The 24,043-nt window shown below is 70.0% G+C and carries 26 protein-coding genes; 4 read left to right on the top strand and 22 right to left on the bottom strand.

Annotated features, from left to right (window positions below; all coding sequences use genetic code 11):
- The 20 genes from rpsH to rpsL all read right to left on the bottom strand — a co-directional run bounded on the left by rpsH (position 1) and on the right by rpsL (position 12,397).
- A complete protein-coding gene (rpsH, locus tag ACI784_RS00910; protein ID WP_448617472.1) occupies positions 1-405 on the bottom strand; it encodes a 30S ribosomal protein S8 in 405 nt (134 codons plus the stop codon).
- 154 nt (positions 406-559) lie between these two features.
- Entirely contained in the window at positions 560-745 is a 186-nt protein-coding gene (locus ACI784_RS00905; protein WP_012950469.1) for a type Z 30S ribosomal protein S14, read from the bottom strand.
- Positions 746-767: 22 nt separating this feature from the next.
- The gene (rplE, locus tag ACI784_RS00900) at positions 768-1,352 is read right to left on the bottom strand and encodes a 50S ribosomal protein L5 (protein WP_456922939.1); all 585 of its coding nucleotides are present in this window, start codon (positions 1,350-1,352) and stop codon (positions 768-770) included.
- Positions 1,353-1,356: 4 nt separating this feature from the next.
- Complete coding sequence (rplX, locus tag ACI784_RS00895; RefSeq protein ID WP_456922938.1) at positions 1,357-1,692, bottom strand: 50S ribosomal protein L24; 336 nt, start codon at positions 1,690-1,692, stop codon at positions 1,357-1,359.
- 2 nt (positions 1,693-1,694) lie between these two features.
- Entirely contained in the window at positions 1,695-2,063 is a 369-nt protein-coding gene (rplN, locus tag ACI784_RS00890; RefSeq protein ID WP_097205697.1) for a 50S ribosomal protein L14, read from the bottom strand.
- 225 nt (positions 2,064-2,288) lie between these two features.
- Positions 2,289-2,603, bottom strand: coding sequence for a 30S ribosomal protein S17 (gene rpsQ / locus ACI784_RS00885; RefSeq protein ID WP_456922937.1), 315 nt, complete (start codon positions 2,601-2,603; stop codon positions 2,289-2,291).
- Positions 2,600-2,833 carry a 50S ribosomal protein L29 gene (gene rpmC / locus ACI784_RS00880; RefSeq protein ID WP_014377985.1) on the bottom strand — a complete coding sequence of 78 codons (234 nt, stop codon included), beginning with the start codon at positions 2,831-2,833 and terminating at the stop codon, positions 2,600-2,602. The genes rpsQ and rpmC overlap by 4 nt, the downstream gene beginning before the upstream one ends.
- Positions 2,833-3,249 carry a 50S ribosomal protein L16 gene (rplP, locus tag ACI784_RS00875; protein WP_012950475.1) on the bottom strand — a complete coding sequence of 139 codons (417 nt, stop codon included), beginning with the start codon at positions 3,247-3,249 and terminating at the stop codon, positions 2,833-2,835. Before rplP ends, rpmC begins: the two co-directional genes overlap by 1 nt.
- A 3-nt stretch (positions 3,250-3,252) precedes the next feature.
- Positions 3,253-4,170, bottom strand: a complete 918-nt coding sequence (rpsC, locus tag ACI784_RS00870; RefSeq protein WP_456931572.1) for a 30S ribosomal protein S3 — start codon at positions 4,168-4,170, stop codon at positions 3,253-3,255.
- Positions 4,170-4,625, bottom strand: coding sequence for a 50S ribosomal protein L22 (gene rplV, locus ACI784_RS00865; protein WP_457012259.1), 456 nt, complete (start codon positions 4,623-4,625; stop codon positions 4,170-4,172). Before rplV ends, rpsC begins: the two co-directional genes overlap by 1 nt.
- Before the next feature lie 32 nt (positions 4,626-4,657).
- Positions 4,658-4,939, bottom strand: a complete 282-nt coding sequence (gene rpsS / locus ACI784_RS00860; RefSeq protein ID WP_456922934.1) for a 30S ribosomal protein S19 — start codon at positions 4,937-4,939, stop codon at positions 4,658-4,660.
- A 23-nt stretch (positions 4,940-4,962) separates the two neighbouring features.
- On the bottom strand, positions 4,963-5,796 hold the full coding sequence (gene rplB / locus ACI784_RS00855; RefSeq protein WP_091213410.1) for a 50S ribosomal protein L2: 834 nt from the start codon (positions 5,794-5,796) through the stop codon (positions 4,963-4,965).
- A 43-nt stretch (positions 5,797-5,839) separates the two neighbouring features.
- Positions 5,840-6,142 carry a 50S ribosomal protein L23 gene (gene rplW / locus ACI784_RS00850; RefSeq protein WP_457012258.1) on the bottom strand — a complete coding sequence of 101 codons (303 nt, stop codon included), beginning with the start codon at positions 6,140-6,142 and terminating at the stop codon, positions 5,840-5,842.
- Positions 6,139-6,930 (bottom strand): 50S ribosomal protein L4, encoded by a 792-nt coding sequence (gene rplD / locus ACI784_RS00845; RefSeq protein WP_456922932.1) that lies wholly within the window; start codon positions 6,928-6,930, stop codon positions 6,139-6,141. The genes rplW and rplD overlap by 4 nt, the downstream gene beginning before the upstream one ends.
- The gene (rplC, locus tag ACI784_RS00840) at positions 6,927-7,592 is read right to left on the bottom strand and encodes a 50S ribosomal protein L3 (RefSeq protein WP_457012257.1); all 666 of its coding nucleotides are present in this window, start codon (positions 7,590-7,592) and stop codon (positions 6,927-6,929) included. Before rplC ends, rplD begins: the two co-directional genes overlap by 4 nt.
- A gap of 15 nt (positions 7,593-7,607) precedes the next feature.
- Positions 7,608-7,913, bottom strand: a complete 306-nt coding sequence (gene rpsJ / locus ACI784_RS00835; RefSeq protein ID WP_012950483.1) for a 30S ribosomal protein S10 — start codon at positions 7,911-7,913, stop codon at positions 7,608-7,610.
- Positions 7,914-8,065: 152 nt separating this feature from the next.
- Entirely contained in the window at positions 8,066-9,259 is a 1,194-nt protein-coding gene (tuf, locus tag ACI784_RS00830) for an elongation factor Tu (RefSeq protein ID WP_456922930.1), read from the bottom strand.
- 89 nt (positions 9,260-9,348) lie between these two features.
- Complete coding sequence (gene fusA / locus ACI784_RS00825; RefSeq protein ID WP_456922929.1) at positions 9,349-11,448, bottom strand: elongation factor G; 2,100 nt, start codon at positions 11,446-11,448, stop codon at positions 9,349-9,351.
- A gap of 102 nt (positions 11,449-11,550) precedes the next feature.
- On the bottom strand, positions 11,551-12,021 hold the full coding sequence (gene rpsG, locus ACI784_RS00820) for a 30S ribosomal protein S7 (RefSeq protein ID WP_117375616.1): 471 nt from the start codon (positions 12,019-12,021) through the stop codon (positions 11,551-11,553).
- Between the two features lies 1 nt (position 12,022).
- Positions 12,023-12,397: a 30S ribosomal protein S12 gene (gene rpsL / locus ACI784_RS00815; RefSeq protein ID WP_012950487.1), complete on the bottom strand. Its 375-nt coding sequence runs from the start codon at positions 12,395-12,397 to the stop codon at positions 12,023-12,025.
- A gap of 566 nt (positions 12,398-12,963) precedes the next feature.
- Between rpsL and ACI784_RS00810 the strand changes: the two genes are divergently transcribed.
- From ACI784_RS00810 to ACI784_RS00795, 4 genes are all read left to right on the top strand, one after another.
- On the top strand, positions 12,964-13,926 hold the full coding sequence (locus ACI784_RS00810) for a hypothetical protein (RefSeq protein WP_457012256.1): 963 nt from the start codon (positions 12,964-12,966) through the stop codon (positions 13,924-13,926).
- Positions 13,927-13,984: 58 nt separating this feature from the next.
- A complete protein-coding gene (locus ACI784_RS00805; protein WP_456922927.1) occupies positions 13,985-14,200 on the top strand; it encodes a hypothetical protein in 216 nt (71 codons plus the stop codon).
- 104 nt (positions 14,201-14,304) lie between these two features.
- On the top strand, positions 14,305-15,345 hold the full coding sequence (locus ACI784_RS00800; protein ID WP_457012255.1) for an LLM class F420-dependent oxidoreductase: 1,041 nt from the start codon (positions 14,305-14,307) through the stop codon (positions 15,343-15,345).
- Position 15,346: 1 nt separating this feature from the next.
- The gene (locus tag ACI784_RS00795) at positions 15,347-16,024 is read left to right on the top strand and encodes an SIMPL domain-containing protein (RefSeq protein ID WP_457012254.1); all 678 of its coding nucleotides are present in this window, start codon (positions 15,347-15,349) and stop codon (positions 16,022-16,024) included.
- Positions 16,025-16,147: 123 nt separating this feature from the next.
- Here ACI784_RS00795 and ACI784_RS00790 read toward each other — a convergent pair whose 3' ends face one another.
- Positions 16,148-20,050, bottom strand: coding sequence for a DNA-directed RNA polymerase subunit beta' (locus ACI784_RS00790; protein ID WP_456922924.1), 3,903 nt, complete (start codon positions 20,048-20,050; stop codon positions 16,148-16,150).
- Between the two features lie 84 nt (positions 20,051-20,134).
- Entirely contained in the window at positions 20,135-23,635 is a 3,501-nt protein-coding gene (gene rpoB, locus ACI784_RS00785; protein WP_456922923.1) for a DNA-directed RNA polymerase subunit beta, read from the bottom strand.
- Positions 23,636-24,043: the final 408 nt, after the last annotated feature.

Raw genomic sequence — 24,043 nt, 5'->3', positions numbered from 1 at the left:
TTACCAGACGTAGGCGAGGACTTCCCCGCCCACGCCCTTCTTGTTCGCCTGCCGGTCGGTGAGCAGCCCGGTCGAGGTGGAGATGATGGCCACCCCGAGGCCGCCGAGCACCTTGGGCAGCGCGTTGGACTTGGCGTACACCCGCAGACCGGGCTTGGAGACGCGCCGGACGCCGGCGATGCTCCGCTCACGGTTGGGGCCGTACTTGAGGTCGACGACCAGCTCCTTGCGGGTGGTGCCGTCCTTCTCGACCTCGTTGACGGTCCAGCCGGCGATGTAGCCCTCCTGCTGGAGGATCTCGGCGATGTGCGTCTTCAGCTTCGACGACGGCATGGTCGTGGAGTCGTGGTACGCCTGGTTGGCGTTCCGGATCCGCGTGAGCATGTCCGCGATCGGGTCGGTCATCGTCATGGGGTGTGGTGCCTCTCTCGCCGCGGTTCCTCACGCGCTCGCGCGTGGGCCTCTCGGCGATCGGTGGTGCTCTGTTGGTGAGGTGCTGGAACGGCCCCGCTGCCGGGTCCCGCGCCGAGCTTGCGAGGCGTGGGGGCAGCGGGAGCCTTCACCAGCTGGACTTGCTGACGCCCGGGAGCTCGCCGGCGTGGGCCATCTCCCGGAGGCAGATCCGGCACAGGCCGAACTTGCGGAACACCGAGTGCGGGCGACCGCACCGCTGGCACCGGGTGTACCCGCGGACCGCGAACTTGGGCTTGCGGGCCGCCTTGTTGATCAGCGCCTTCTTGGCCATCTGAGTGTCTCCTCGCCCCGGCTCAGCGGGTGGTGGTCACGACGGGCTGGCCGGCGAACGGGAAGCCCAGCAGGCGGAGGAGCTCGCGACCCTCCTCGTCGTTCGTGGCGGTGGTGACCAGCGTGATGTCCATGCCGCGCGGACGGTCGATCTTGTCGACGTCGATCTCGCGGAACATCGACTGCTCGGTCAGGCCGAACGTGTAGTTGCCGTGACCGTCGAACTGCTTGGCGTTGAGCCCGCGGAAGTCACGGATGCGGGGCAGGGCCAGCGACAGCAGCCGGTCCAGGAACTCCCACATGCGGTCGCCACGGAGGGTGACCTTGGCGCCGATCGGCATGCCCTCGCGGAGCTTGAACTGCGCGATGGACTTGCGGGCGCGGACGACGGCCGGCTTCTGACCGGTGATGGCGGTGAGGTCGCGGACCGCGCCGTCCATCAGCTTCGCGTCACGGGTCGCCTCGCCGACGCCCATGTTGACCACGATCTTCGTCAGCCGCGGGATCTGCATGACGTTGTCGAAGTTGAACTGCGACTGCAGCGCCGGGGCGATCTGCTCGCGGTAGTGGGCGAGCATGCGGGGCAGCTCACGGGTGGGTGCACTCATGGGGTCAGAGGTCCTTACCGGTGCGCCGCGAGACCCGGATGCTGCGGCCTTCCTCGTCCTTGCGGTAACCGACCCGGGTCGGCTTCTCCTCGGAGTCGAGCACCATCACGTTGCTCACGTGGATGCGAGCCTCCTGCGTGACGATCCCGCCCGACTGGGCACCGCGCTGGTTGGAGCTGATCCGGGTGTGCTTCTTGACCCGGCCCACGCCCTCCACGAGGACCTTCTGGTCCTTCGGGTAGGCGGCGATGACCCGGCCCTTCGCGCCCTTGTCCTTGCCGGACAGCACGACGACGGTGTCGCCCTTCTTGACCTTCATCGACGGCGTCTTGTCCGCCATGATCACAGCACCTCCGGAGCGAGCGAGATGATCCGCATGAAGCGCTTGTCGCGGAGCTCACGGCCCACCGGGCCGAAGATGCGCGTACCGCGCGGGTCGCCGCTGTCGCGGATGATGACCGCGGCGTTCTCGTCGAAGCGGATGTAGGAGCCGTCCGGACGACGACGCTCCTTCACGGTGCGGACGACGACGGCCTTGACCACGTCACCCCGCTTCACGCCGGCGCCGGGCAGGGCGTCCTTGACGGTGGCGACGATGATGTCGCCGATGCCCGCGTAGCGTCGCCCGGATCCGCCGAGCACACGGATGCAGAGGATCTCCTTTGCACCGGTGTTGTCGGCGACCCGCAGTCGCGACTCCTGCTGGATCACGTCCTACTCCCAAATCTCAGTGGTGACAGCCGGGCCGGAACGGTGAACCGGCTGTCCGGCACCCACGTGCGGACGCACCGGCAGCGTTTCTGCCGCCGGTGCGTCCGAGCACGAGTACCGGGATGGGCGCGCACCCGTGGGGCGCGCCAGTCGTCCAGAGTACCTGCTCCTGGACCGGCCCCGGAGGGCCGCCTGGCACACGGAGGCCGGCAGGCCCCCGCGGTCTTACTTGGCCTTCTCGAGGACCTCGACCAGCCGCCACCGCTTGGTGGCCGACGTCGGCCGGGTCTCCATGATCTGCACGCGGTCACCGATGCCGGCGACCTGCTGCTCGTCGTGCGCCTTCAGCTTGCTGGTGCGACGGATGACCTTGCCGTAGAGGCCGTGCTTCACGCGGTCCTCGACCTCGACGACGATCGTCTTGTCCATCTTGTCGCTGACCACGAGGCCCTCGCGGACCTTGCGGTAGCCACGTCCGGCCAGGCCGGGCCCGGACGCGGCGGCGGTGTTGTCGGTCGTGGCCGACTGGGGCTCGCTCATGCCACACCCTCACTCGGGGCGACCGAGAGGCCCAGCTCGCGCTCGCGCATGATCGTGTAGATCCGGGCGATGTCGCGGCGGACGGTCTGCAGCCGCCGGTTGTTGTCCAGCTGGCCGGTGGCCACCTGGAACCGCAGGTTGAACAGTTCTTCCTTCGACTCGCGCAGCCGCGAGGCGAGCTCGTCCGCAGACAGCTCGCGCAGCTCGGGAGCGGTCAGACCGGCGGCCATCACACCTCTCCTTCACGAGTGATGAAGCGGCACTTCATCGGCAGCTTGTGGATCGCGCGGCGCATGGCCTCGCGGGCCACGGGCTCGGCGACGCCGGACAGCTCGAACATGATCCGGCCCGGCTTCACGTTGGCGACCCACCACTCGGGCGAGCCCTTACCGGAACCCATGCGGGTCTCGGCCGGCTTCTTGGTGAGGGGACGGTCCGGGTAGATCGAGATCCAGACCTTCCCGCCACGACGGATGTGCCGGGTCATGGCGATACGAGCGGACTCGATCTGCCGGTTGGTCACGTACGCCGGCTCGAGGGCCTGGATGGCGTACTCACCGAAGTTGATCTCGGTGCCGCCCTTGGCACGACCCGAACGGCTCGGGTGGTGCTGCTTGCGGTGCTTGACGCGCCGTGGGATCAGCACGTGTCAGCCCTCCGTGGGGTTCTGCGCGGCCGTGGTCTCGGCCGCAGCGGTCGCCTCGGGACCAGCGGCCTCGGCGAGGGTCTGCTCGGGAGCCACCTCGCCGGAGGTCACGGCCACCGCGCTGTCGGTGGTGTCGACGGCCGGGCCGGTCGGGGACTCGGCCGCGGCGCGGCCGGCCTCGGTGCCACCGGCGGTGGTGCCGGAGGACCCGGAACGGCGCTGCGGACGCTGGGCCCGCTCGCGACGCTGCTGACGGGCGGCCAGGGCCTCGAGAGCCTCGCGCTCGGCCCGGGAGCCGCTCACGTCGCCCTTGTAGATCCAGACCTTCACGCCGATGCGGCCGAAGGTGGTGCGGGCCTCGTAGATGCCGTAGTCGATGTTCGCGCGCAGGGTGTGCAGCGGCACGCGCCCCTCGCGGTAGAACTCCGACCGGCTCATCTCGGTGCCGCCCAGGCGCCCGGAGCACTGCACCCGGATGCCCTTCACCTGCGGGCTGCGCTGCGCCGACTGCATGGCCTTGCGCATGGCGCGACGGAAGCTCACGCGGCTGGAGAGCTGCTCGGCGACCCCCTGGGCGACCAGCTGCGCGTCGGACTCGGGGTTCTTGACCTCGAGGATGTTCAGCTGCACCTGCTTGCCGGTGAGCTTCTCCAGCTCGCCGCGGATGCGGTCGGCCTCCGCGCCGCGACGGCCGATGACGATGCCCGGCCGGGCGGTGTGGATGTCGACGCGGACGCGGTCGCGGGTGCGCTCGATCTCGACCTTGGAGATCCCGGCCCGCTCCATCCCCTTGCTCATGAGCTTGCGGATGGCCACGTCTTCCTTGACGTAGTCCTTGTAGAGCTTGTCGGCGTACCACCGGGACTTGTAGTCGGTGGTGATGCCGAGCCGGAACCCGTGCGGGTTGACCTTCTGACCCACTAGCGGGTCCCTCCCCTCGTGTTGCTCTTCTGCTGCTGGGTGGCCGGGCCGGACTGGCCGGTACGGCGGCGCGCGGTGCGGGACTTGCCGGCGAGCTCCTCGCTGGCGCCCACCTCCGCGACCTCGACGGTGATGTGGCAGGTCCGCTTGTTGATGCGGAACGCGCGGCCCTGCGCACGCGGACGGATCCGCTTGAGCGTCGGGCCCTCGTCCACGTACGCGGCGCTCACGACCAGGGCGGCCGGGTCCAGCCGCAGGTTGTGCTCGGCGTTCGCGACGGCGCTGGCCACCACCTTGAGCACCGGCTCACTGGCGGCCTGCGGGGCGAACCGCAGCAGCGCCAGCGCCTCGTCGGTCGGCAGGTAGCGGATGAGGTCCACCACCCGGCGTGCCTTCATGGGGGTGACGCGGACGAACCGGGCCGTGGCCCGGGCGACCGGCGTCTCCTGTCCCACCTGGGAAGTCATTGGAATCTCTCTCTACCTGGTCAGCCGCGCCGGGACCGGCGGTCGTCCTTGACGTGCCCACGGAACGTGCGCGTGGGAGCGAACTCGCCGAGCTTGTGCCCGACCATCGCCTCGGTCACGAAGACCGGGACGTGCTTGCGGCCGTCGTGCACCGCGATCGTGTGCCCGAGCATGTCGGGGATGATCGTCGAGCGCCGCGACCAGGTGCGGATGACGTTCTTGGTGCCCTTGTCGTTCTGCGAGTCCACCTTCTTGAGCAGGTGGTCGTCGACGAACGGGCCCTTCTTCAGGCTGCGTGGCATGTCTGTCGGACTCCTCTACCCGCTCAGCGCTTCTTGTTGGTGCGCCGGCGGCGCACGATCAGGGCGTCACTGGCCTTGCGCTTGCGCGTCCGGCCCTCCGGCTTGCCCTTCGGGTTCACCGGGTGGCGACCACCGGAGGTCTTGCCCTCACCACCGCCGTGCGGGTGGTCCACCGGGTTCATGGCGACACCGCGGACGGTCGGGCGCTTGCCCTTCCACCGCATGCGGCCGGCCTTGCCCCAGTTGATGTTCGACTGCTCGGCGTTGCCCACCTCGCCGACGGTCGCGCGGCAGCGCACGTCGACGTTGCGGATCTCGCCCGACGGCATGCGCAGCTGCGCCAGACGACCCTCACGGGCCACCAGCTGGACGCTGGTGCCGGCCGAGCGGGCGATCTTGGCACCGCCGCCGGGACGGAGCTCGATGGCGTGAACCACGGTGCCGACCGGGATGTTCCGCAGCGGCAGGTTGTTGCCCGGCTTGATGTCCGCCGAGGGGCCGCACTCGACCGTGTCGCCCTGCTTCAGGCGGGCCGGCGCGATGATGTAGCGCTTCTCGCCGTCGGCGAAGTGCAGCAGCGCGATGCGCGAGGTGCGGTTGGGGTCGTACTCGATGTGGGCGACCTTGGCCGGCACGCCGTCCTTGTCGGCCCGGCGGAAGTCGATCACCCGGTAGGCGCGCTTGTGCCCGCCGCCCTGGTGCCGCGCGGTGACCTTCCCGTGGACGTTGCGCCCGCCACGACCGTGCAGCGGTCGGACCAGCGACTTCTCGGGATGGTCGCGGGTGACCTCGGCGAAGTCGGCGACGCTGGAGCCGCGGCGGCCCGGCGTCGTCGGCTTGTACTTGCGGATAGCCATTGCTGACTCAGTCCTCTATCTCTGGTCCGAACGGTCGCGGCGCTCAGGCGCCGGGACCACCGAAGATCTCGATGCGGTCGCCGGGGGCGAGGGACACGATGGCGCGCTTGGTGTCCTTGCGCTTGCCCATCTGGTTGCCCTTGCTCCGCTTGCGCTTGCCCTGGCGGTTGATCGTGTTCACGCCGAGGACCTTCACGTTGAAGATCTGCTCGACCGCGATCTTGATCTGCGTCTTGTTCGCCTCGGGCAGGACGACGAAGGTGTACTGGTTCTCGTCCAGCAGCCCGTAGCTCTTCTCCGAGATGACCGGGGACAGCAGGACGTCCCGGGGGTCGCGGACGCTCACGCCTTCTCCTCGGTGGTGTCGGTGGTGCTGGCGGTCTCGACGGTGCCCTCACCCTCGGCGGGGGCGATCGACGGGACGCCGCCGGGCGTCTCGTGGGTCGAGAGGTCGGGCAGCTCGACGTCGCGGCGCTTGCCGGACACCGGGCCGGCGACGAACTCGGCCAGCGCGGTCTCGGTGAAGACGACCTCGTCGGAGACCAGCACGTCGTAGGTGTTGAGCTGGCCGGCCTCGAGCAGGTGCACCTGAGGCACGTTGCGCAGGCTGACCCAGTTGAGGACGTCGTCGCGGTCGAGGACCACGAGCACGCGCTTGGCGGTGGTGATCGCCTCGAGCGTGGCCAGGGCGGCCTTGGTCTTGGGGGCGTCCCCGTCGACGAAGGTGCTCACCACGTGGACGCGGTTCTCACGGGCCCGGTCGGAGAGGGCACCGCGCAGGGCGGCGGCCTTCATCTTCTTGGGCGTCCGCTGGGAGTAGTCGCGCGGCTGCGGCCCGTGGACGGTGCCACCGCCCTCGAACTGCGGAGCACGGGTGGAGCCCTGGCGGGCTCGGCCGGTGCCCTTCTGGCGGTAGGGCTTGGCGCCACCACCGCTGACCTGGCCGCGGGTCTTGGTCGCGTGCGTGCCCTGACGCGCGGCGGCCAGCTGGGCCACCACGACCTGGTGCATGAGCGAGACGTTGGCCGACGCGTCGAAGAGCTCACCGGGCAGCGTCACGCTGCCGGCGGTCTCCCCCGCCGGGGTCCGGACGTCGACCTCGCGGTCGGTCCGGGTCTGGGTGGACTGGGTCACTGGTTGTCACTCCCCACGGGGCCGCCCTTGACGGCCGAGCGGACGAGCACGAGGCCGCCCTTCGGGCCAGGGATCGCGCCCTTGATCAGCAGCAGCCCACGCTCGGCGTCCACCTTGTGCACGTTGAGCGAGAGGGTCGTCGTCTTGACCGCGCCCATGCGGCCGGCCATGCGCAGGCCCTTGAAGACGCGACCGGGGGTCGAGGCCCCGCCGATGGAACCGGGCGACCGGTGCTTGCGCTGGGTGCCGTGCGCCGCGCCGAGGCCCTTGAAGCCGTGACGCTTCATGACGCCGGCGGTGCCCTTGCCCTTGCTGGTGCCGATGACGTCGACCTTCGCGACGCCGTCGAGGACCTCGGCGGTCAGCTCCTGGCCGACCGTGTAGTTCGAGGCGTCCGCGGTGCGCAGTTCCACCAGGTGCCGGCGCGGCGTGACGCCCGCCTTGGCGAAGTGCCCGCCCTCGGGCCTGTTCACCTTGCGCGGGTCGATCTCACCGAACCCGAGCTGGACGGCGGAGTAGCCGTCGACCTCGGGGGTGCGCACCTGGGTCACCACACACGGGCCCGCCTTGACGACGGTCACCGGCACGATGCGGTTGTTCTCGTCGAAGACCTGGGTCATGCCCAGCTTCTCGCCGAGGAGACCACGGAATGTGCTCGCCATGTCTGCTGACTGCCCTTACTGGATGTTGACGTCGACCGAGGCCGGCAGGTCGATGCGCATGAGCGCGTCGACCGTCTTCGGCGTCGGGTCGAGGATGTCGATGAGCCGCTTGTGCGTACGCATCTCGAAGTGCTCCCGCGAGTCCTTGTACTTGTGCGGGGACCGGATGACGCAGTACACGTTCTTCTCCGTCGGCAGCGGCACCGGGCCGACGACGCGCGCACCGGTCTTGGTCACCGTCTCGACGATGCGCCGCGCCGAGGCGTCGATCGCCTCGTGGTCGTAGGCCTTCAGCCGGATGCGGATCTTCTGTCCCGCCATCGCTGTCTTCTGCTCCTGCCGATCGGTGTCTGTTCGTAGCTGGGGAACGCCGGGTGGTCCTGACCTCATCCGGTCTGGCCCCAGCGGGATGGGTGGCGTCGGCCACCCGAGGACGGGCGGCGGCCGCGATCGGCCGCCGCCCGTCGAGGGTCTTACTTGAGGATCTTGGTGACGCGACCAGCGCCGACCGTCCGGCCACCCTCACGGATGGCGAACTTCAGGCCCTCCTCCATGGCGATCGGCTGGATCAGCTCGACCGTCATGTCGGTGTTGTCGCCCGGCATGACCATCTCGGTGCCGGCGGGCAGGGTCACCACACCCGTCACGTCCGTCGTCCGGAAGTAGAACTGGGGACGGTAGTTGTTGAAGAACGGGGTGTGACGACCACCCTCGTCCTTCGACAGGATGAAGACCGAGGCCTCGAAGTTGGTGTGCGGGGTGATCGAACCCGGCTTCACCACGACCTGGCCGCGCTCGACGTCCTCGCGCTTGATGCCGCGCAGGAGCAGACCGACGTTGTCGCCGGCCTGGCCCTGGTCGAGCAGCTTGCGGAACATCTCGACGCCGGTGACGGTGGTCTTGGTCGACGAGGAACGGATGCCGACGATCTCGACCTCCTCGTTCACCTTGACGATGCCGCGCTCCACGCGACCGGTGACGACGGTGCCGCGACCGGTGATGGTGAAGACGTCCTCGACGGGCATGAGGAAGGGCTTGTCGATCTCACGCTGCGGCTCGGGGATCGCGGCGTCGACCGCGTCCATGAGCTCCATGAGCTTGTTGCCCCACTCGGCGTCGCCCTCGAGGGCCTTGAGCGCGGAGACGCGGACCACGGGGACGTCGTCGCCCGGGAACTCGTACTCGCTGAGCAGCTCGCGGACCTCGAGCTCGACGAGCTCCAGGATCTCCTCGTCGTCGACCATGTCGGCCTTGTTGAGGGCCACGACGATGTAGGGGACGCCGACCTGGCGGGCCAGGAGGACGTGCTCCTTGGTCTGCGGCATCGGGCCGTCGGTCGCCGCGACCACCAGGATGGCGCCGTCCATCTGCGCCGCACCGGTGATCATGTTCTTGATGTAGTCGGCGTGACCGGGGCAGTCGACGTGCGCGTAGTGCCGGTTCTCGGTCTGGTACTCGACGTGCGCGATCGAGATCGTGATGCCGCGGGCCTTCTCCTCGGGCGCCTTGTCGATCTGGTCGAAGGCGGACGCCTCGTTGAGGTCCGGGTACTTGTCGTGCAGCACCTTGGTGATCGCCGCGGTCAGCGTCGTCTTGCCGTGGTCGATGTGCCCGATGGTGCCGATGTTGACGTGCGGCTTGGTCCGCTCGAACTTGGCCTTGGCCACTGGGTTCCTCTCCTCGTGGTGTCGCAGTCGTGCGCGAACTCTGGGGTGGGCTTGCTGGGGGGCCGGACGGGACTACCCCGCCCGGCAGGTCACTCGCCGGTCGCCTTGGCGATGATCTCCTTGGCGACGTTCTGCGGGACCTCGGCGTACGAGTCGAACACCATGGTGTAGCTCGCCCGCCCCTGGGTGCGGCTGCGCAGGTCGCCCACGTAGCCGAACATCTCCGAGAGCGGGACCAGGGCCCGGACGACGCGGGCGCCGGAGCGCTCCTCCATCGCCTGGATGGTCCCGCGCCGGGAGTTCAGGTCGCCGATGACGTCGCCCATGTAGTCCTCGGGGGTGACGACCTCGACGGCCATGAGCGGCTCGAGCAGGGCCGGGCTGGCCTTGCGTGCGGCCTCCTTGAAGACCATCGAGCCGGCGATCTTGAAGGCCATCTCCGAGGAGTCGACCTCGTGGTACTGGCCGTCGACCAGGGTGGCCTTGACGCCGACCAGCGGGTAGCCGGCGAGCACGCCGTACTGCATGGCGTCCTGGATGCCCTGGTCCACCGACGGGATGTACTCCCGCGGGATGCGCCCACCGGTGACGGCGTTCTCGAACTCGTAGGTCGGACCGTCGCCGCTGACCTCGAGCGGCGCCAGGGTGACCTGGACCTTCGCGAACTGGCCGGAGCCACCGGTCTGCTTCTTGTGCGTGTAGTCGTACTTCTCGACCGTCTTGCGGATGGTCTCGCGGTAGGCCACCTGCGGCTTGCCGACGTTGGCCTCGACCTTGAACTCGCGCCGCATGCGGTCGACGAGGATCTCCAGGTGGAGCTCGCCCATGCCGGAGATGACCGTCTGGCCGGTCTCCTCGTCGAGCCGGACCTGGAAGGTCGGGTCCTCCTCGGCCAGCTTCTGGATGGCGGTGCCGAGCTTCTCCTGGTCGCTCTTGGTCTTCGGCTCGATCGCGACCGAGATGACCGGCGCCGGGAAGGTCATCGACTCCAGGATCACCGGCTTCTGCGGGTCGCTGAGCGTGTCACCCGTGGTGGTCTGCTTCAGGCCGACGACGGCGACGATCTGGCCGGCGCCCACGCCCTCGCGCTCCTCGCGCTTGTTGGCGTGCATCTGGTAGATCTTGCCGATCCGCTCCTTGCGGTCCTTGGTGCTGTTGAGCACCGGGGACCCGGAGGAGACCTTGCCGGAGTAGACCCGGATGTAGGTCAGCTTGCCGAGGTGCTGGTCGGTCTGGATCTTGAACGCCAGCGCCGAGAACGGCTCGTCCTCGTCGGCGTGCCGGATGACCTCGGTCTCGCCGTCGAGCGCGGTGCCGACGATCGCCTCGATGTCCAGCGGGCTGGGCAGGTAGTCGGTGACCGCGTCGAGCAGGGGCTGGACGCCCTTGTTCTTGAAGGCGGTGCCGGTGAGGACGGGGTTCACCTGCGCGGCGATGGTCGCCTTGCGGATGGCCGCCTTCAGCCGCTCGACGGAGATCTCCTCGCCGCCGAGGTAGGCCTCCATGAGCTCGTCGTCGGTCTCGGCGATGGTCTCGAGGAGCTTCTCGCGGTACTCGGCCGCCTGGTCGGCGAGCTCGGCCGGGATCTCCTCGACCGCGTAGTCCTCACCCATCTGCGTCTCGCCACGCCAGGTGAGCGCACGCATCTGGACCAGGTCGACGACGCCGATGAAGTCGGCCTCGGCACCGATCGGCAGCTGCAGCACCGCCGGGTTGGCGCCGAGCCGCTCGACCATCATGTCGACGCAGCGGAAGAAGTCCGCACCGGTGCGGTCGAGCTTGTTGACGAAGCACATGCGCGGGACGCCGTACTTCTCGGCCTGCCGCCACACCTGCTCGGTCTGCGGCTCCACGCCGGCGACACCGTCGTAGACGGCGACGGCACCGTCGAGCACCCGCAGCGACCGCTCCACCTCGACGGTGAAGTCGACGTGCCCGGGGGTGTCGATGATGTTGATGTCGTAGCCGTTCCAGGAGCACTTCGTCGCGGCGGACGTGATGGTGATGCCGCGCTCCTGCTCCTGCTCCATCCAGTCCATCGTGGCCGCGCCGTCGTGGACCTCACCGATCTTGTAGTTGATACCGGTGTAGAAGAGGATGCGCTCGGTCGTCGTGGTCTTGCCGGCGTCGATGTGCGCCATGATCCCGATGTTGCGGGTCTTGGCGAGCTGGGCCTGGGTGTCGGCCATCTGTCTCGTCTCCTCTTTGGTTCGGGTCCGCGTGCGGTGTCCAGGGGGTGGCCCGGACTACCCGCCGGCCGCGGGGGCTGGCGGAGCCAGCCGGGGTGGCACTTACCAGCGGTAGTGCGCGAAGGCCTTGTTCGACTCGGCCATCTTGTGCGTGTCCTCGCGGCGCTTGACCGCGGCACCGAGGCCGTTGCTGGCGTCGAGCAGCTCGTTCATCAGACGCTCGGTCATCGTCTTCTCGCGACGGGCGCGGCTGTACTGGATCAGCCAGCGCAGACCGAGGGTCGTGCTCCGGGAGGCGCGGACCTCGACCGGGACCTGGTAGGTCGCACCACCGACGCGGCGGCTGCGGACCTCGAGGGCCGGCTTGACGTTGTCCAGCGCCCGCTTGAGCGTGACCACCGGGTCGGTGTCGGTCTTGGCACGGCAGCCCTCGAGGGCGCCGTAGACGATCGACTCGGCGACCGAGCGCTTGCCGTCGACGAGAACCTTGTTCACCAGCTGGGTGACCAGCGGCGACTGGTACACCGGGTCGGCGACCAGGGGGCGGCGCGGTGCAGGGCCCTTGCGCGGCATGTCAGCTCTTCTCCTTCTTCGCGCCGTACCGGCTGCGAGCCTGCTTGCGGTTGCGGACACCCTGGGTGTCGAGCGAGCCGCGGATGATCTTGTACCGCACGCCGGGGAGGTCCTTCACCCGGCCGCCGCGCACGAGCACCATCGAGTGCTCCTGCAGGTTGTGGCCGACACCGGGGATGTAGGCGGTCACCTCGATGCCACTCGTGAGACGCACGCGAGCGACCTTGCGCAGCGCCGAGTTCGGCTTCTTCGGCGTCGTCGTGTACACGCGGGTGCACACGCCACGACGCTGAGGGGAGCCCTTCAGCGCCGGGGTCTTGGTCTTCTCGACCTTGTCCTCGCGGCCCTTGCGGACCAGCTGGTTGATCGTGGGCATGGGTGGCCTGGATCTCCTACCTGCGCTGGGTCGTGCTGTGGACGTTGCTCTGCTGTACCGGGTGCCGGTCCTGCCGGGGCCGTACCCGGTTCCGGCCGTGGCCCTCCACCGGTCCCCGCGGTCGGGCGTGTCGCCTTCCCCAGGACCGGCCGGCGAGTCGAACCGGATCGGTCGCCCCCCGCGACTCGGCGCCACCACCTACCGGCAGGCGCACCGCGAACGGGAGCAGGCCCAGGGCACCCTGGGCACGGCTGACCACGATACCCGCGTGCTCGAACCCGGTCAAAGCCGGGTCCGCCACATGTCGACAGGCGGTGGTTCAGCCCACTCGTCGAGGTCGTACGTCGGGGTCAACGTCGCGCCGGACCGGGTATTCCCGGAGGCGGACGGACCCGACCGGGCGGCCCGACGGTGGCGCGACTGTACCGGCTCGGCGCACGCGGCGGGGGCCCGTGCACGCGGCGACACCCCGTCCACCTCGGACGACGCGGACCGGCGCGCGGCTGTCGTACCCCGGCCCTACCGTCGGTCGCAGGACGCCCACCGAACGCCACCGGAGGATTGCCGTGCACGTCGACCTCGCCCGCGAGCTCAAGGCCCACCTGTCGGCTCGCCTGGCCGAGGCGGGTCCGGTCAGCGCACTCGACCTCGGCGGCTGGGCACGGCCGGCGCTCGGGCTGGCCCCCACCGGGCCCGGTCGGGCCCACCTGGCCATCCGGGTCAGCGCCAAGGACGACGCGGAGCTGCTGCTGGCCGGGCTGGACGACGCCGTCCTGGAGCAGGTCGACGTCCGGGTGGTCGGCGCGGTGCGGGCGCTGTCCTCCCCCACCCCGGGCGAGCTCCAGCGGCGCACCCGCCCGCTGCGCCCGGGGTTGTCGGTGGCGCACCCGTCGGTCACCGCGGGCACCCTGGGGGGCTTCGTCCGGGTCGACGGCCGGCTGGGGATGCTGTCGAACAACCACGTGCTGGCGGCCAGTGACGCGGCCGCCGTCGGCGACGCGGTGCTGCAGCCGGGGCCTGCCGACGGCGGCACCGACGCCGACCGCGTCGCCACGCTCGCCGCGTTCGTCCGGTTCCGGGGCGACGGCCGGGCCAACCTCGTCGACGCCGCGGTGGCCACCCTCGACCCGGAGGTGCCCGCCGAGCCGGGGCGGCTGCCGGGCGGTCCGCTCGGCGCCGACGTCCCCTCGGTGGAGGACGTCGACCCCGACGACCGGGTGGAGAAGGTCGGCCGGACGACGGCGCACACGATCGGCCGGATCAGCGCCGTCGAGGTGGACGGACTGAGCGTCCAGTACGACCAGCAGGTGCACGTCTTCGACGACCAGGTGGAGATCGAGGGTCTGGACGGCGGGTTCAGCGCCGGCGGCGACAGTGGGTCGGTCATCTGGCGCAGCTCGGACCGCGCGCCCCTGGGGCTGCTGTTCGCGGGCAGCGAGACCGGCGGCCGCAACGGTGGCGGCGTCACGTTCGCCAACCCCCTGAGCACGGTCCTGGAGCTGCTCGATCTGCAGTGGGTCCCCGCCTGAGGGTGCCCCCGGCGGTCTGAGCCTGTCGCACCGGACCGATCCGGGGCACCATGGGTGCATGACCGACCGCGCCTCCGCCCGAGCCGCCAAGAGCGCCCTCAGCGCGAGGCTGGCCACCGACCCGGGGGTGGTCGGCATCGGCCTGGCCCGGCGCGACAGCGGGTACGTGGTGAAGGTCGACCTGGCCGACCCCGGGGCGGCCAGCCGCGTCCCGGGGGACGTCGACGGCGTCCGTGTCGTCACCGAGGTCGTCGGGGTCGTCCGCGCCCTCTGAGCAAGGCCCCTCCTCCCGCTCCTGGACAGCACCTCCACCGCTCTCCGCTGCCGATACGGTCGGGACCGGCGCCGACCGGGGTGCCGCCGACCAGAGGAGTGGACGTGCGCATCGGCATCCAGGCCAGCTACAGCGGGGGGTTCCGCGAGACCGCCGCCGAGATCCGCGACCTCGAGTCCGCCGGCCTCGACCTCGCGATGGTGGCGGAGGTCTACACCTTCGACGCGGTGAGCCAGCTCGGTTACCTGGCGGCGGTGACCGAGCGGGTCGAGCTGATGAGCGGCATCTTCCCGATCTACAGCCGCACGCCGGCGCTGACCGCCATGACCGCCGCCGGGCTGGACTTCGTCTCGGGCGGCCGGTTCACCCTGGGCCTGGGCGCCTCCGGCCCGCAGGTCATCGAGGGCTGGCACGGCGTCCCCTACGACGCCCCGCTGCAGCGCACCCGGGAGATCGTCGAGATCTGCCGGCAGGTGTGGCGCCGGGAGCGGCTGGCGCACGAGGGGCCGAAGTACACCATCCCGCTCCCTCCGGAGCAGGGCACCGGCCTGGGCAAGCCGCTGAAGCTGATCAACACCCCGGTCCGCGAGCGGATCCCCGTGCTGCTGGCCGCTCTCGGCCCCAAGAACGTGGAGCTCGCCGCCGAGATCGCCGAGGCGTGGGAGCCGATCTTCTTCGTCCCCGAGAAGGCGGCCTCGGTGTGGGGCCAGTCCCTGGCCGCCGGCAAGGCCAGGCGCGACCCGGCACTGGGCGAGCTCCAGGTGGTCACCGGCGTGCCCGTCGCCATCGGGGACGACGTCGAGGGCCTGCTCGACCACGTGCGGCCGCAACTGGCGCTCTACATCGGTGGGATGGGCGCCCGCGGCAAGAACTTCTACAACGACCTGGCCCGGCGCTACGGCTACGAGGAGCAGGCACGCACCGTCCAGGACCTCTACCTGGACGGCAAGAAGGACCAGGCCGCGGCCGCGGTGCCCGAGGAGCTGGTCCGGGCCACCTCGCTGATCGGCCCGGAGTCCTACGTGGCCGAGCGGATCGCCGCCTTCCGCGAGGCCGGGGTGACCACCCTGATGCTGCAGCCCCTCGACGGCAGCCCCGAGGGCCGGCTCGCGACGGTGGAGACGATGCGCCGCCTGGCCGGCTGACGTGGCCGACACGCTGCCGGCAGCGGCCACGATCGCCGTCCGGGGAGCCTGGACGGCGGAGGTCCCGCCGGAGCTGGCCCGGGTGCGGGTGTCCGTGGGCGCACGCTCCGGTGACCGCGCGCAGGCGCTGCGCGACGTCACCCGCCGGGCGGACGACGTCCGCGGGGCCCTGGGCGGCTACGGCGCGGCCGTCGAGTCGGTCGAGGCCGGAGCGCTCTGGGTGCGGCCGCAGCTCAAGGACGGACGCCCGCGGGAACGGGTCACCGGCCATGTGGCCGGCCTGTCGCTCACCGCGGTGGTGGTCGACCCCGCCGTCCTCGGTGACCTGCTGGTGCGCCTGGCCGACCGCGACATGGTCTCGCTGGACGGGCCGTTCTGGGCGCTGCGGCCCGACAGCGAGGCGTACCGGCGTGCGCGGACGGAGGCGGTCCGCGACGCCCGGCGGCGGGCCGAGGAGTACGCGGCCGCGGCCGGTGCGCGGCTGACCGGACTGGTGCAGATAGCCGACGTCGGGATGGCCGCCCCCGAGGGGTTCGCGGTCGCCCCCGCGGCGATGTTCCGCACGGCCGCCGACTCGAGCGTCGCCGACGAGCTCAGCTTCGAGGTCGAGCCGGTGCCGCAGACGGTCTCCGCGACGGTCGAGGCCCGGTTCACCTGCACCCAGCCCGACTTCGGCTGACCGGCCCGGAACCGCGGAAGGGCCCCGCAGGCGTGTCGCGCCTGCGGGGCCCTTTCGTCACTGCGGTCTCCCTCAGGGGGCCCGCCGCGAGCGTGCGAGCGGCGGGGGGAGGGAGGTGTTACCTCAGCCCCGCCAGTCGTACTCCTCCAGGCGGACGGCCTCGCCGGAGCCCTGACCGAAGACGTCGGGGCTGTAGTACTGCCCGTCGTCGTACCCGGCCATCGTGTAGACGGCGGCGCGGGCCTCCTCGGTCGGCTCGACCGTGATGTTCCGGTAGCGGCTGATGCCGGTACCGGCCGGGATCAGCTTCCCGATGATCACGTTCTCCTTGAGGCCGAGCAGGCTGTCGCTCTTGCCCTGGATCGCGGCGTCGGTGAGCACCTTGGTCGTCTCCTGGAAGGAGGCGGCCGACAGCCACGACTCGGTCGCGAGCGAGGCCTTGGTGATGCCCATGAGCACCGGGCGGGCCGATGCCGGCTCGCCACCCTCGGCGACGACCCGGCGGTTCTCGGTCTCGAACAGCGTCCGCTCGACCAGCGCACCGGGCAGGAACTCCGTCGCGCCCGAGTCGATGATGGTCACCCGCTTCAGCATCTGGCGGATGATCACCTCGATGTGCTTGTCGTGGATCGACACGCCCTGGCTGCGGTAGACCTCCTGGACCTCGCGGACCAGGTGCAGCTGCACCTCGCGCGGGCCCATGATCCGCAGCACCTCGTGCGGGTCGACCGCACCCTCGGTGAGCTGTTCGCCGACCTCGACGTGGCCGCCGTCCTCGACCCGCAGCCGCGACCGGCGCGACAGCTTGTCGTAGACGACCTCGTCGGAGCCGTCGTCCGGGGTGATCGTGAGCTTGCGGAACTGCTCGCCGTCCTCGATGCGGACGGTGCCGGCCAGCTCGGCGATCGGGGCCTTGCCCTTGGGGACGCGGGCCTCGAAGAGCTCCACCACACGCGGCAGACCGTGGGTGATGTCCTCACCCGCGACACCACCGGTGTGGAAGGTGCGCATCGTCAGCTGGGTGCCGGGCTCACCGATCGACTGGGCAGCGATGATGCCGACCGCCTCGCCGACGTCCACGAGCTTGCCGGTCGCCAGCGACCGGCCGTAGCAGGTGGCGCAGGTGCCGAGCAGCGACTCGCAGGTCAAGACGCAGCGGACCTTGACCTCCGCGACACCGGCGTCGATGAGCGTCTGCAGGAGCACGTCACCGAGGTCGGAGTTCGCCGTGGCGATGACGGTGCCGTCCTCGGCCACCACGTCGGCGGCCAGCGCACGGGCGTACACGCTGGTCTCGACGTGCGCGTCGCGGGTCAGCGTGCCGTCGACCACGGTGCCGATCGGCATGATCACGCCGCGGTCGGTACCGCAGTCCTCCTCGCGGATGATGACGTCCTGGGAGACGTCGACCAGCCGGCGGGTGAGGTAACCGGAGTCGGCGGTCCGCAGCGCGGTGTCGGCCAGACCCTTGCGGGCACCGTGCGTGGAGATGAAGTACTCCAGCACCGACAGACCCTCCCGGAAGTTGGCCTTGATCGGCCGCGGGATGATCTCGCCCTTCGGGTTGGCGACCAGACCGCGCATACCGGCGATCTGGCTGATCTGCATCATGTTGCCTCGGGCGCCCGAGTTGACCATGACCCAGACCGGGTTGGTGGTCGGGAAGTTGTCGACCATCGCCTGGCTGACCTCGGCCCGGGCACGGGTCCAGATCTCGATCAGCTCGCCACGACGCTCGGCGTCGGTGATGACGCCGCGCTCGTACTGCTTCTCGATCTGCCGGGCCTCGGCCTCGTGCCGGTCCAGGATCTCCTGCTTGGCCGGCGGGGTGACCACGTCGTCGATGGCGATCGTGATCCCCGCGCGGGTGGCCCAGTGGAACCCGGCGGACTTGAGGGCGTCCAGCGTCGCCGCGACCTGCACCTTGGGGTAGCGCTCGGCGAGGTCGTTGACGATCGCCCCGAGCTCCTTCTTCGGCACCTGGTAGTTGACGAAGCGGTAGTCCTCGGGCAGGGCCTCGTTGAACAGCACGCGGCCCAGGCTGGTGGAGACCAGCGCCGGCTGACCCGGCTCCCAGTCCTCCGGGGCGACCCACGGGTCGTTCGGCCCGTTGTCGACGCCGTAGACCTCGTCGAGGCGGATGGACACCCGCTCCTGCAGGCCCAGGGCGCCCTTGTCGTAGGCCATGACCGCCTCGGCGGTCGTCGAGTACGACTTGGGCAGCTCACCCTCGGCCAGCTCCGCCGACCCGGTGAGGGTCGTCAGGTGGTAGAGGCCGAGCACCATGTCCTGGGTCGGCGCGGTGATCGGGCGACCGTCGGCCGGGCTCAGGATGTTGTTGCTCGACAGCATGAGGATGCGGGCCTCGGCCTGCGCCTCGGCCGACAGCGGCAGGTGCACCGCCATCTGGTCACCGTCGAAGTCCGCGTTGAACGCGGTGCAGACCAGCGGGTGGATCTGGATGGCCTTGCCCTCGACCAGCTGCGGCTCGAAGGCCTGGATGCCCAGACGGTGCAGCGTCGGCGCGCGGTTGAGCAGCACCGGGTGCTCGGTGATGACCTCCTCGAGCACGTCCCACACCACGGGGCGGGCACGCTCGACCATGCGCTTGGCGGACTTGATGTTCTGCGCGTGGTTGAGGTCGACCAGCCGCTTCATGACGAACGGCTTGAACAGCTCCAGCGCCATCTGCTTGGGCAGGCCGCACTGGTGCAGCTTCAGCTGCGGGCCGACGACGATGACCGAACGGCCGGAGTAGTCGACGCGCTTGCCGAGCAGGTTCTGCCGGAACCGGCCCTGCTTGCCCTTGAGCAGGTCGCTCAGGGACTTCAGGGGACGGTTGCCCGGGCCGGTGACCGGCCGGCCGCGACGGCCGTTGTCGAACAGCGCGTCCACGGACTCCTGGAGCATCCGCTTCTCGTTGTTGACGATGATCTCCGGCGCGCCCAGGTCGAGCAGTCGCTTGAGCCGGTTGTTCCGGTTGATCACGCGGCGGTACAGGTCGTTCATGTCGCTGGTGGCGAACCGGCCACCGTCGAGCTGCACCATCGGGCGCAGGTCCGGCGGGATGACCGGGACGCAGTCCAGCACCATGCCCATGGGCGAGTTGCGGGTCTGCTGGAACGCCGCGACGACCTTCAGCCGCTTGAGGGCACGCAGCTTGCGCTGGCCCTTGCCGCTGCGGATGGTCTCGCGCAGCGAGGCGGCCTCGGCGTCGAGGTCGAAGTCGGCGAGCAGCTTCTGCAGCGCCGCGGCGCCCATGCCGCCCTCGAAGTACTCACCGAAGCGGTCGCGCAGCTCGCGGTAGAGGCCCTCGTCGGCGATGAGCTGCTTGACCTCGAGCTTGCGGAAGGTGTCGAGCACCTCCTCGAGGCGGTCGATCTCCCGCTGCGCGCGGTCGCGCAGCTGACGCATCTCCCGCTCGCCACCCTCGCGGACCTTGCGGCGGACGTCGGACTTGGCGCCCTCCGCCTCGAGCTCGGCGAGGTCGGCCTCCAGCTTCTGCTGGCGGGCCTCGACGTCGGCGTCGCGGCGGCCCTCGAGGTTGTGCTTCTCCGCGCTGATCTCCGCCTCGATGGTCGGGAGGTCGCGGTGGCGCGTCTCGTCGTCGACCGAGGTGATCAGGTAGGCGGCGAAGTAGATGATCTTCTCGAGGTCCTTGGGCGCCAGGTCGAGCAGGTAGCCCAGGCGCGAGGGGACGCCCTTGAAGAACCAGATGTGGGTGACCGGCGCGGCCAGCTCGATGTGGCCCATCCGCTCGCGGCGGACCTTGGCCCGGGTCACCTCGACGCCGCAGCGCTCGCAGATGATGCCCTTGAACCGAACCCGCTTGTACTTACCGCAGTAGCACTCCCAGTCCCGGGTGGGACCGAAGATCTTCTCGCAGAAGAGACCGTCCTTCTCCGGACGCAGCGTCCGGTAGTTGATGGTCTCGGGCTTCTTCACCTCACCGTGCGACCACTGGCGGATGTCGTCGCCAGAGGCCAGACCGATGCGCAACTCGTCGAAGAAGTTGACGTCGAGCACTGAGTGGACCCCTTTCCGGGGCTAGTTCTTCGCTTCTAGTGGCAGTGGTGGCGCCGGCCGGCCCGAGGGCCGGCCGGCGGCCGATCACACGTCTTCGACGGACGACGGCTCGCGGCGGGACAGGTCGATGCCCAGCTCCTCCGCGGCCCGGAAGACCTCGTCGTCGGTGTCACGCAGCTCGATCGCCTGCCCGTCGCCGGACAGCACCTCGACGTTGAGGCAGAGCGACTGCAGCTCCTTGAGCAACACCTTGAACGACTCCGGGATGCCCGGCTCGGGGATGTTCTCGCCCTTGACGATCGCCTCGTAGACCTTGACGCGGCCCAGGATGTCGTCGGACTTGATGGTGAGCAGCTCCTGCAGCGCGTAGGCCGCGCCGTAGGCCTGCATCGCCCAGCACTCCATCTCACCGAAGCGCTGGCCACCGAACTGCGCCTTACCACCCAGCGGCTGCTGCGTGATCATCGAGTAGGGGCCGGTCGACCGGGCGTGGATCTTGTCGTCGACCAGGTGCAGCAGCTTCAGGATGTAGACGTAGCCCACCGAGATCGGCTCCGGGAACGGCTCGCCGGAGCGGCCGTCGAACAGCCGCGCCTTGCCGGTCGGGGCCACCATCCGCTGGCCGTCGCGGTTGGGGATGGTCGAGCTGAGCAGGCCGACGATCTCCTCCTCGCGCGCACCGTCGAACACCGGCGTCGCGGTCCGGGTGCCGGGCTCGGCCGCGCGGGCGGCCTGCGGCAGGTTGGCCGCCCACTCCGGGCTGCCCTCGACCTGCCAGCCGGACTTGGCGACCCACCCGAGGTGGGTCTCCAGGACCTGGCCGACGTTCATCCGGCCGGGGACGCCCAGGGGGTTGAGGACGATGTCCACCGGGGTGCCGTCCTCGAGGAACGGCATGTCCTCCTGCGGCAGGATCTTCGCGATGACGCCCTTGTTGCCGTGGCGGCCGGCGAGCTTGTCACCGTCCGAGATCTTGCGCATCTGGGCGACGTAGACCCGGATCAGCTCGTTGACGCCGGCGGGCAGCTCGTCGCCGTCCTCGCGCGAGAACACGCGTACGCCGATGACCTTGCCGGACTCACCGTGCTTGACCTTCAGCGACGTGTCGCGGACCTCGCGGGCCTTCTCGCCGAAGATCGCCCGCAGCAGCCGCTCCTCGGGGGTCAGCTCGGTCTCGCCCTTGGGCGTGACCTTGCCGACGAGGATGTCGCCGGGGACGACCTCGGCACCGATGCGGATGATGCCGCGCTCGTCGAGGTCGGCGAGGACCTCCTCGGAGACGTTCGGGATGTCCCGGGTGATCTCCTCGGCACCGAGCTTGGTGTCGCGGGCGTCGACCTCGAACTCCTCGATGTGGATCGAGGACAGGACGTCGTCCTGCACGAGGCGCTGCGACAGGATGATCGCGTCCTCGTAGTTGTGGCCCTCCCACGGCATGAAGGCGACGAGCAGGTTCTTGCCCAGCGCCATCTCGCCCTGGTCGGTGCACGGACCGTCGGCGATGACCTGGCCGACCTCGACCCGCTGGCCCTCGTCGACGACGGGGGTCTGGTTGATCGAGGTGCCCTGGTTCGAGCGGCGGAACTTCAGCAGCCGGTAGGTCTGCCGGGTGCCGTCGTCGGCCATGACCGTGACGTAGTCGGCGGTGGAGTCCTCGACCACACCGGCCTTCTCCGCCACGACGACGTCGCCGGCGTCGACGGCGGCACGCAGCTCCATGCCGGTGCCGACCAGCGGGGCCTCGCTGCGCAGCAGCGGCACGGCCTGACGCTGCATGTTCGCGCCCATGAGCGCGCGGTTGGCGTCGTCGTGCTCGAGGAACGGGATCATCGCCGTCGCGACCGAGGTCATCTGCCGCGGCGAGACGTCCATGTAGTCGACGTTCTCCGGGGCGAGGTCGGTGGTCTCCCCGCCCTTGGTGCGGACCAGGACCCGCTCCTCGGCGAACCGGCCGCTGGCGTCCAGCGGCGAGTTGGCCTGGGCGACGACGAAGCGGTCCTCCTCGTCGGCGGTCAGGTAGTCGATCTGATCGGTGACCACACCGTTGACCACCTTGCGGTACGGCGTCTCGATGAAGCCGAAGGCGTTGACCCGGCCGAACGAGGACAGCGAGCCGATGAGGCCGATGTTCGGGCCTTCCGGCGTCTCGATCGGGCACATCCGGCCGTAGTGGCTCGGGTGCACGTCCCGGACCTCCATGCCGGCCCGCTCACGCGACAGACCACCCGGGCCCAGCGCCGACAGGCGGCGCTTGTGGGTCAGGCCCGCGAGCGGGTTGGTCTGGTCCATGAACTGGGACAGCTGGCTGGTGCCGAAGAACTCCTTGATGGAGGCGACGACCGGCCGGATGTTGATCAGGGTCTGCGGCGTGATCGCCTCGACGTCCTGGGTCGTCATCCGCTCGCGGACGACGCGCTCCATCCGGGAGAGGCCGACCCGGATCTGGTTCTGGATCAGCTCGCCGACGGTGCGCAGGCGACGGTTGCCGAAGTGGTCGATGTCGTCGACGCCGTGCTCGGGCTCGCCGGCGTGCAGCCGCACGACGTACTCGATGGTGGCGACGATGTCGTCCTCGGTCAGCGTCAGCGTGCTCTGCGGGATCTCCACGCCGAGCTTCTTGTTGACCTTGTACCGGCCGACCTTGGCCAGGTCGTAGCGCTTCGGGTTGAAGAACAGGTTCTCCAGCAGCGCCTGCGCCGACTCACGCGTCGGCGGCTCGCCCGGCCGCAGCTTGCGGTAGATGTCGAGCAGCGCCTCGTCCTGCCCGGCGATGTGGTCCTTCTCCAGGGTGGCCAGGACGGTCGGCGACCACTGGAAGTGCTCGCGGATGCGGTCCTCGGTCCAGCCCAGCGCCTTGAGCAGGACGGTGACCGGCTGGCGGCGCTTGCGGTCGATGCGGACGCCGACGGTGTCGCGCTTGTCGACGTCGAACTCCAGCCACGCACCGCGGCTGGGGATCACCTTGGCGCTGAAGACGTCCTTGTCCGACGTCTTGTCCAGGGTCTTGTCGAAGTAGACGCCCGGGCTGCGGACGAGCTGCGACACGACGACGCGCTCGGTGCCGTTGATGACGAACGTGCCCTTGTTCGTCATGATCGGGAAGTCGCCCATGAACACCGTCTGGCTCTTGATCTCGCCGGTGGTGTTGTTCATGAACTCGGCGGTGACGAACAGCGGCGCCGCGTAGGTCATGTCCTTGTCCTTGCACTCCTCGAGGGACGCCTTGACGTCCTCGAAGCGCGGGTTGGAGAAGGACAGCGACATCGAGCCGCTGAAGTCCTCGATCGGGGAGATCTCCTCGAGGATCTCGGCCAGACCGCCGACGGCGTCGGCCTGCTCCTCGGGCGAGAGGGTGGCCCGCCACTCGGGGCTGCCGACCAGCCAGTCGAACGAGGCGGTCTGCAGGGCCAGCAGGTCCGGCACCGCCAGGGGCTCGGAGATCTTGGCGAAGGAGACGCGCAGCGGCGCGCCGGGGATCTTCTGCTGGTCGGCCTCACCGGTGCGGGGGCCGGACTGCGGGGTGTTCTGGGTGGTAGCTGACTCGGTGGTGCCGGGGTTGATGCTGGTGGGGCGAGAGCCTGCCAAGATGCGTCCTTCCAAGGACCTCACGACGTGCGGGCGGTGGGTGCTGGTTCGTCCTGGGTCGTCGTCGGTAATGGCGGGGCTGTCCGCGTCGTCCTGCACCATGGGGGTCTACCGGGCATCCGGGACGGATCCCGGGCACCACTGGTGACCCGTCAGTAGCGGGCAGGCAGTCAGGGGGCAGCGCAACAGAGAACCCTACCCCTGCTGCGGCGAGCTGTCCACGTCGGGGGGTCCGTGCAACCGGACACACTCCCGGGAAGGGCAGCCGACCGGCGGGGACCAGTGGACCCTCTCCATGACGGCAGAGCCATGATGCCAGTCCGGGAGCCTCCGGTCAGCAGCCACGCCGCACTTCTCGGCGCCGGACCGGACGCCCCGGAGACGCCGCGGGGGCCGCCCCCCGGGTGG

The sequence above is a fragment of the Geodermatophilus sp. SYSU D01186 genome (assembly GCF_054050215.1).
The sequence above is the reverse complement of the archived record's forward strand: the minus strand, read 5'-3'. Positions and strand labels throughout refer to the sequence as shown.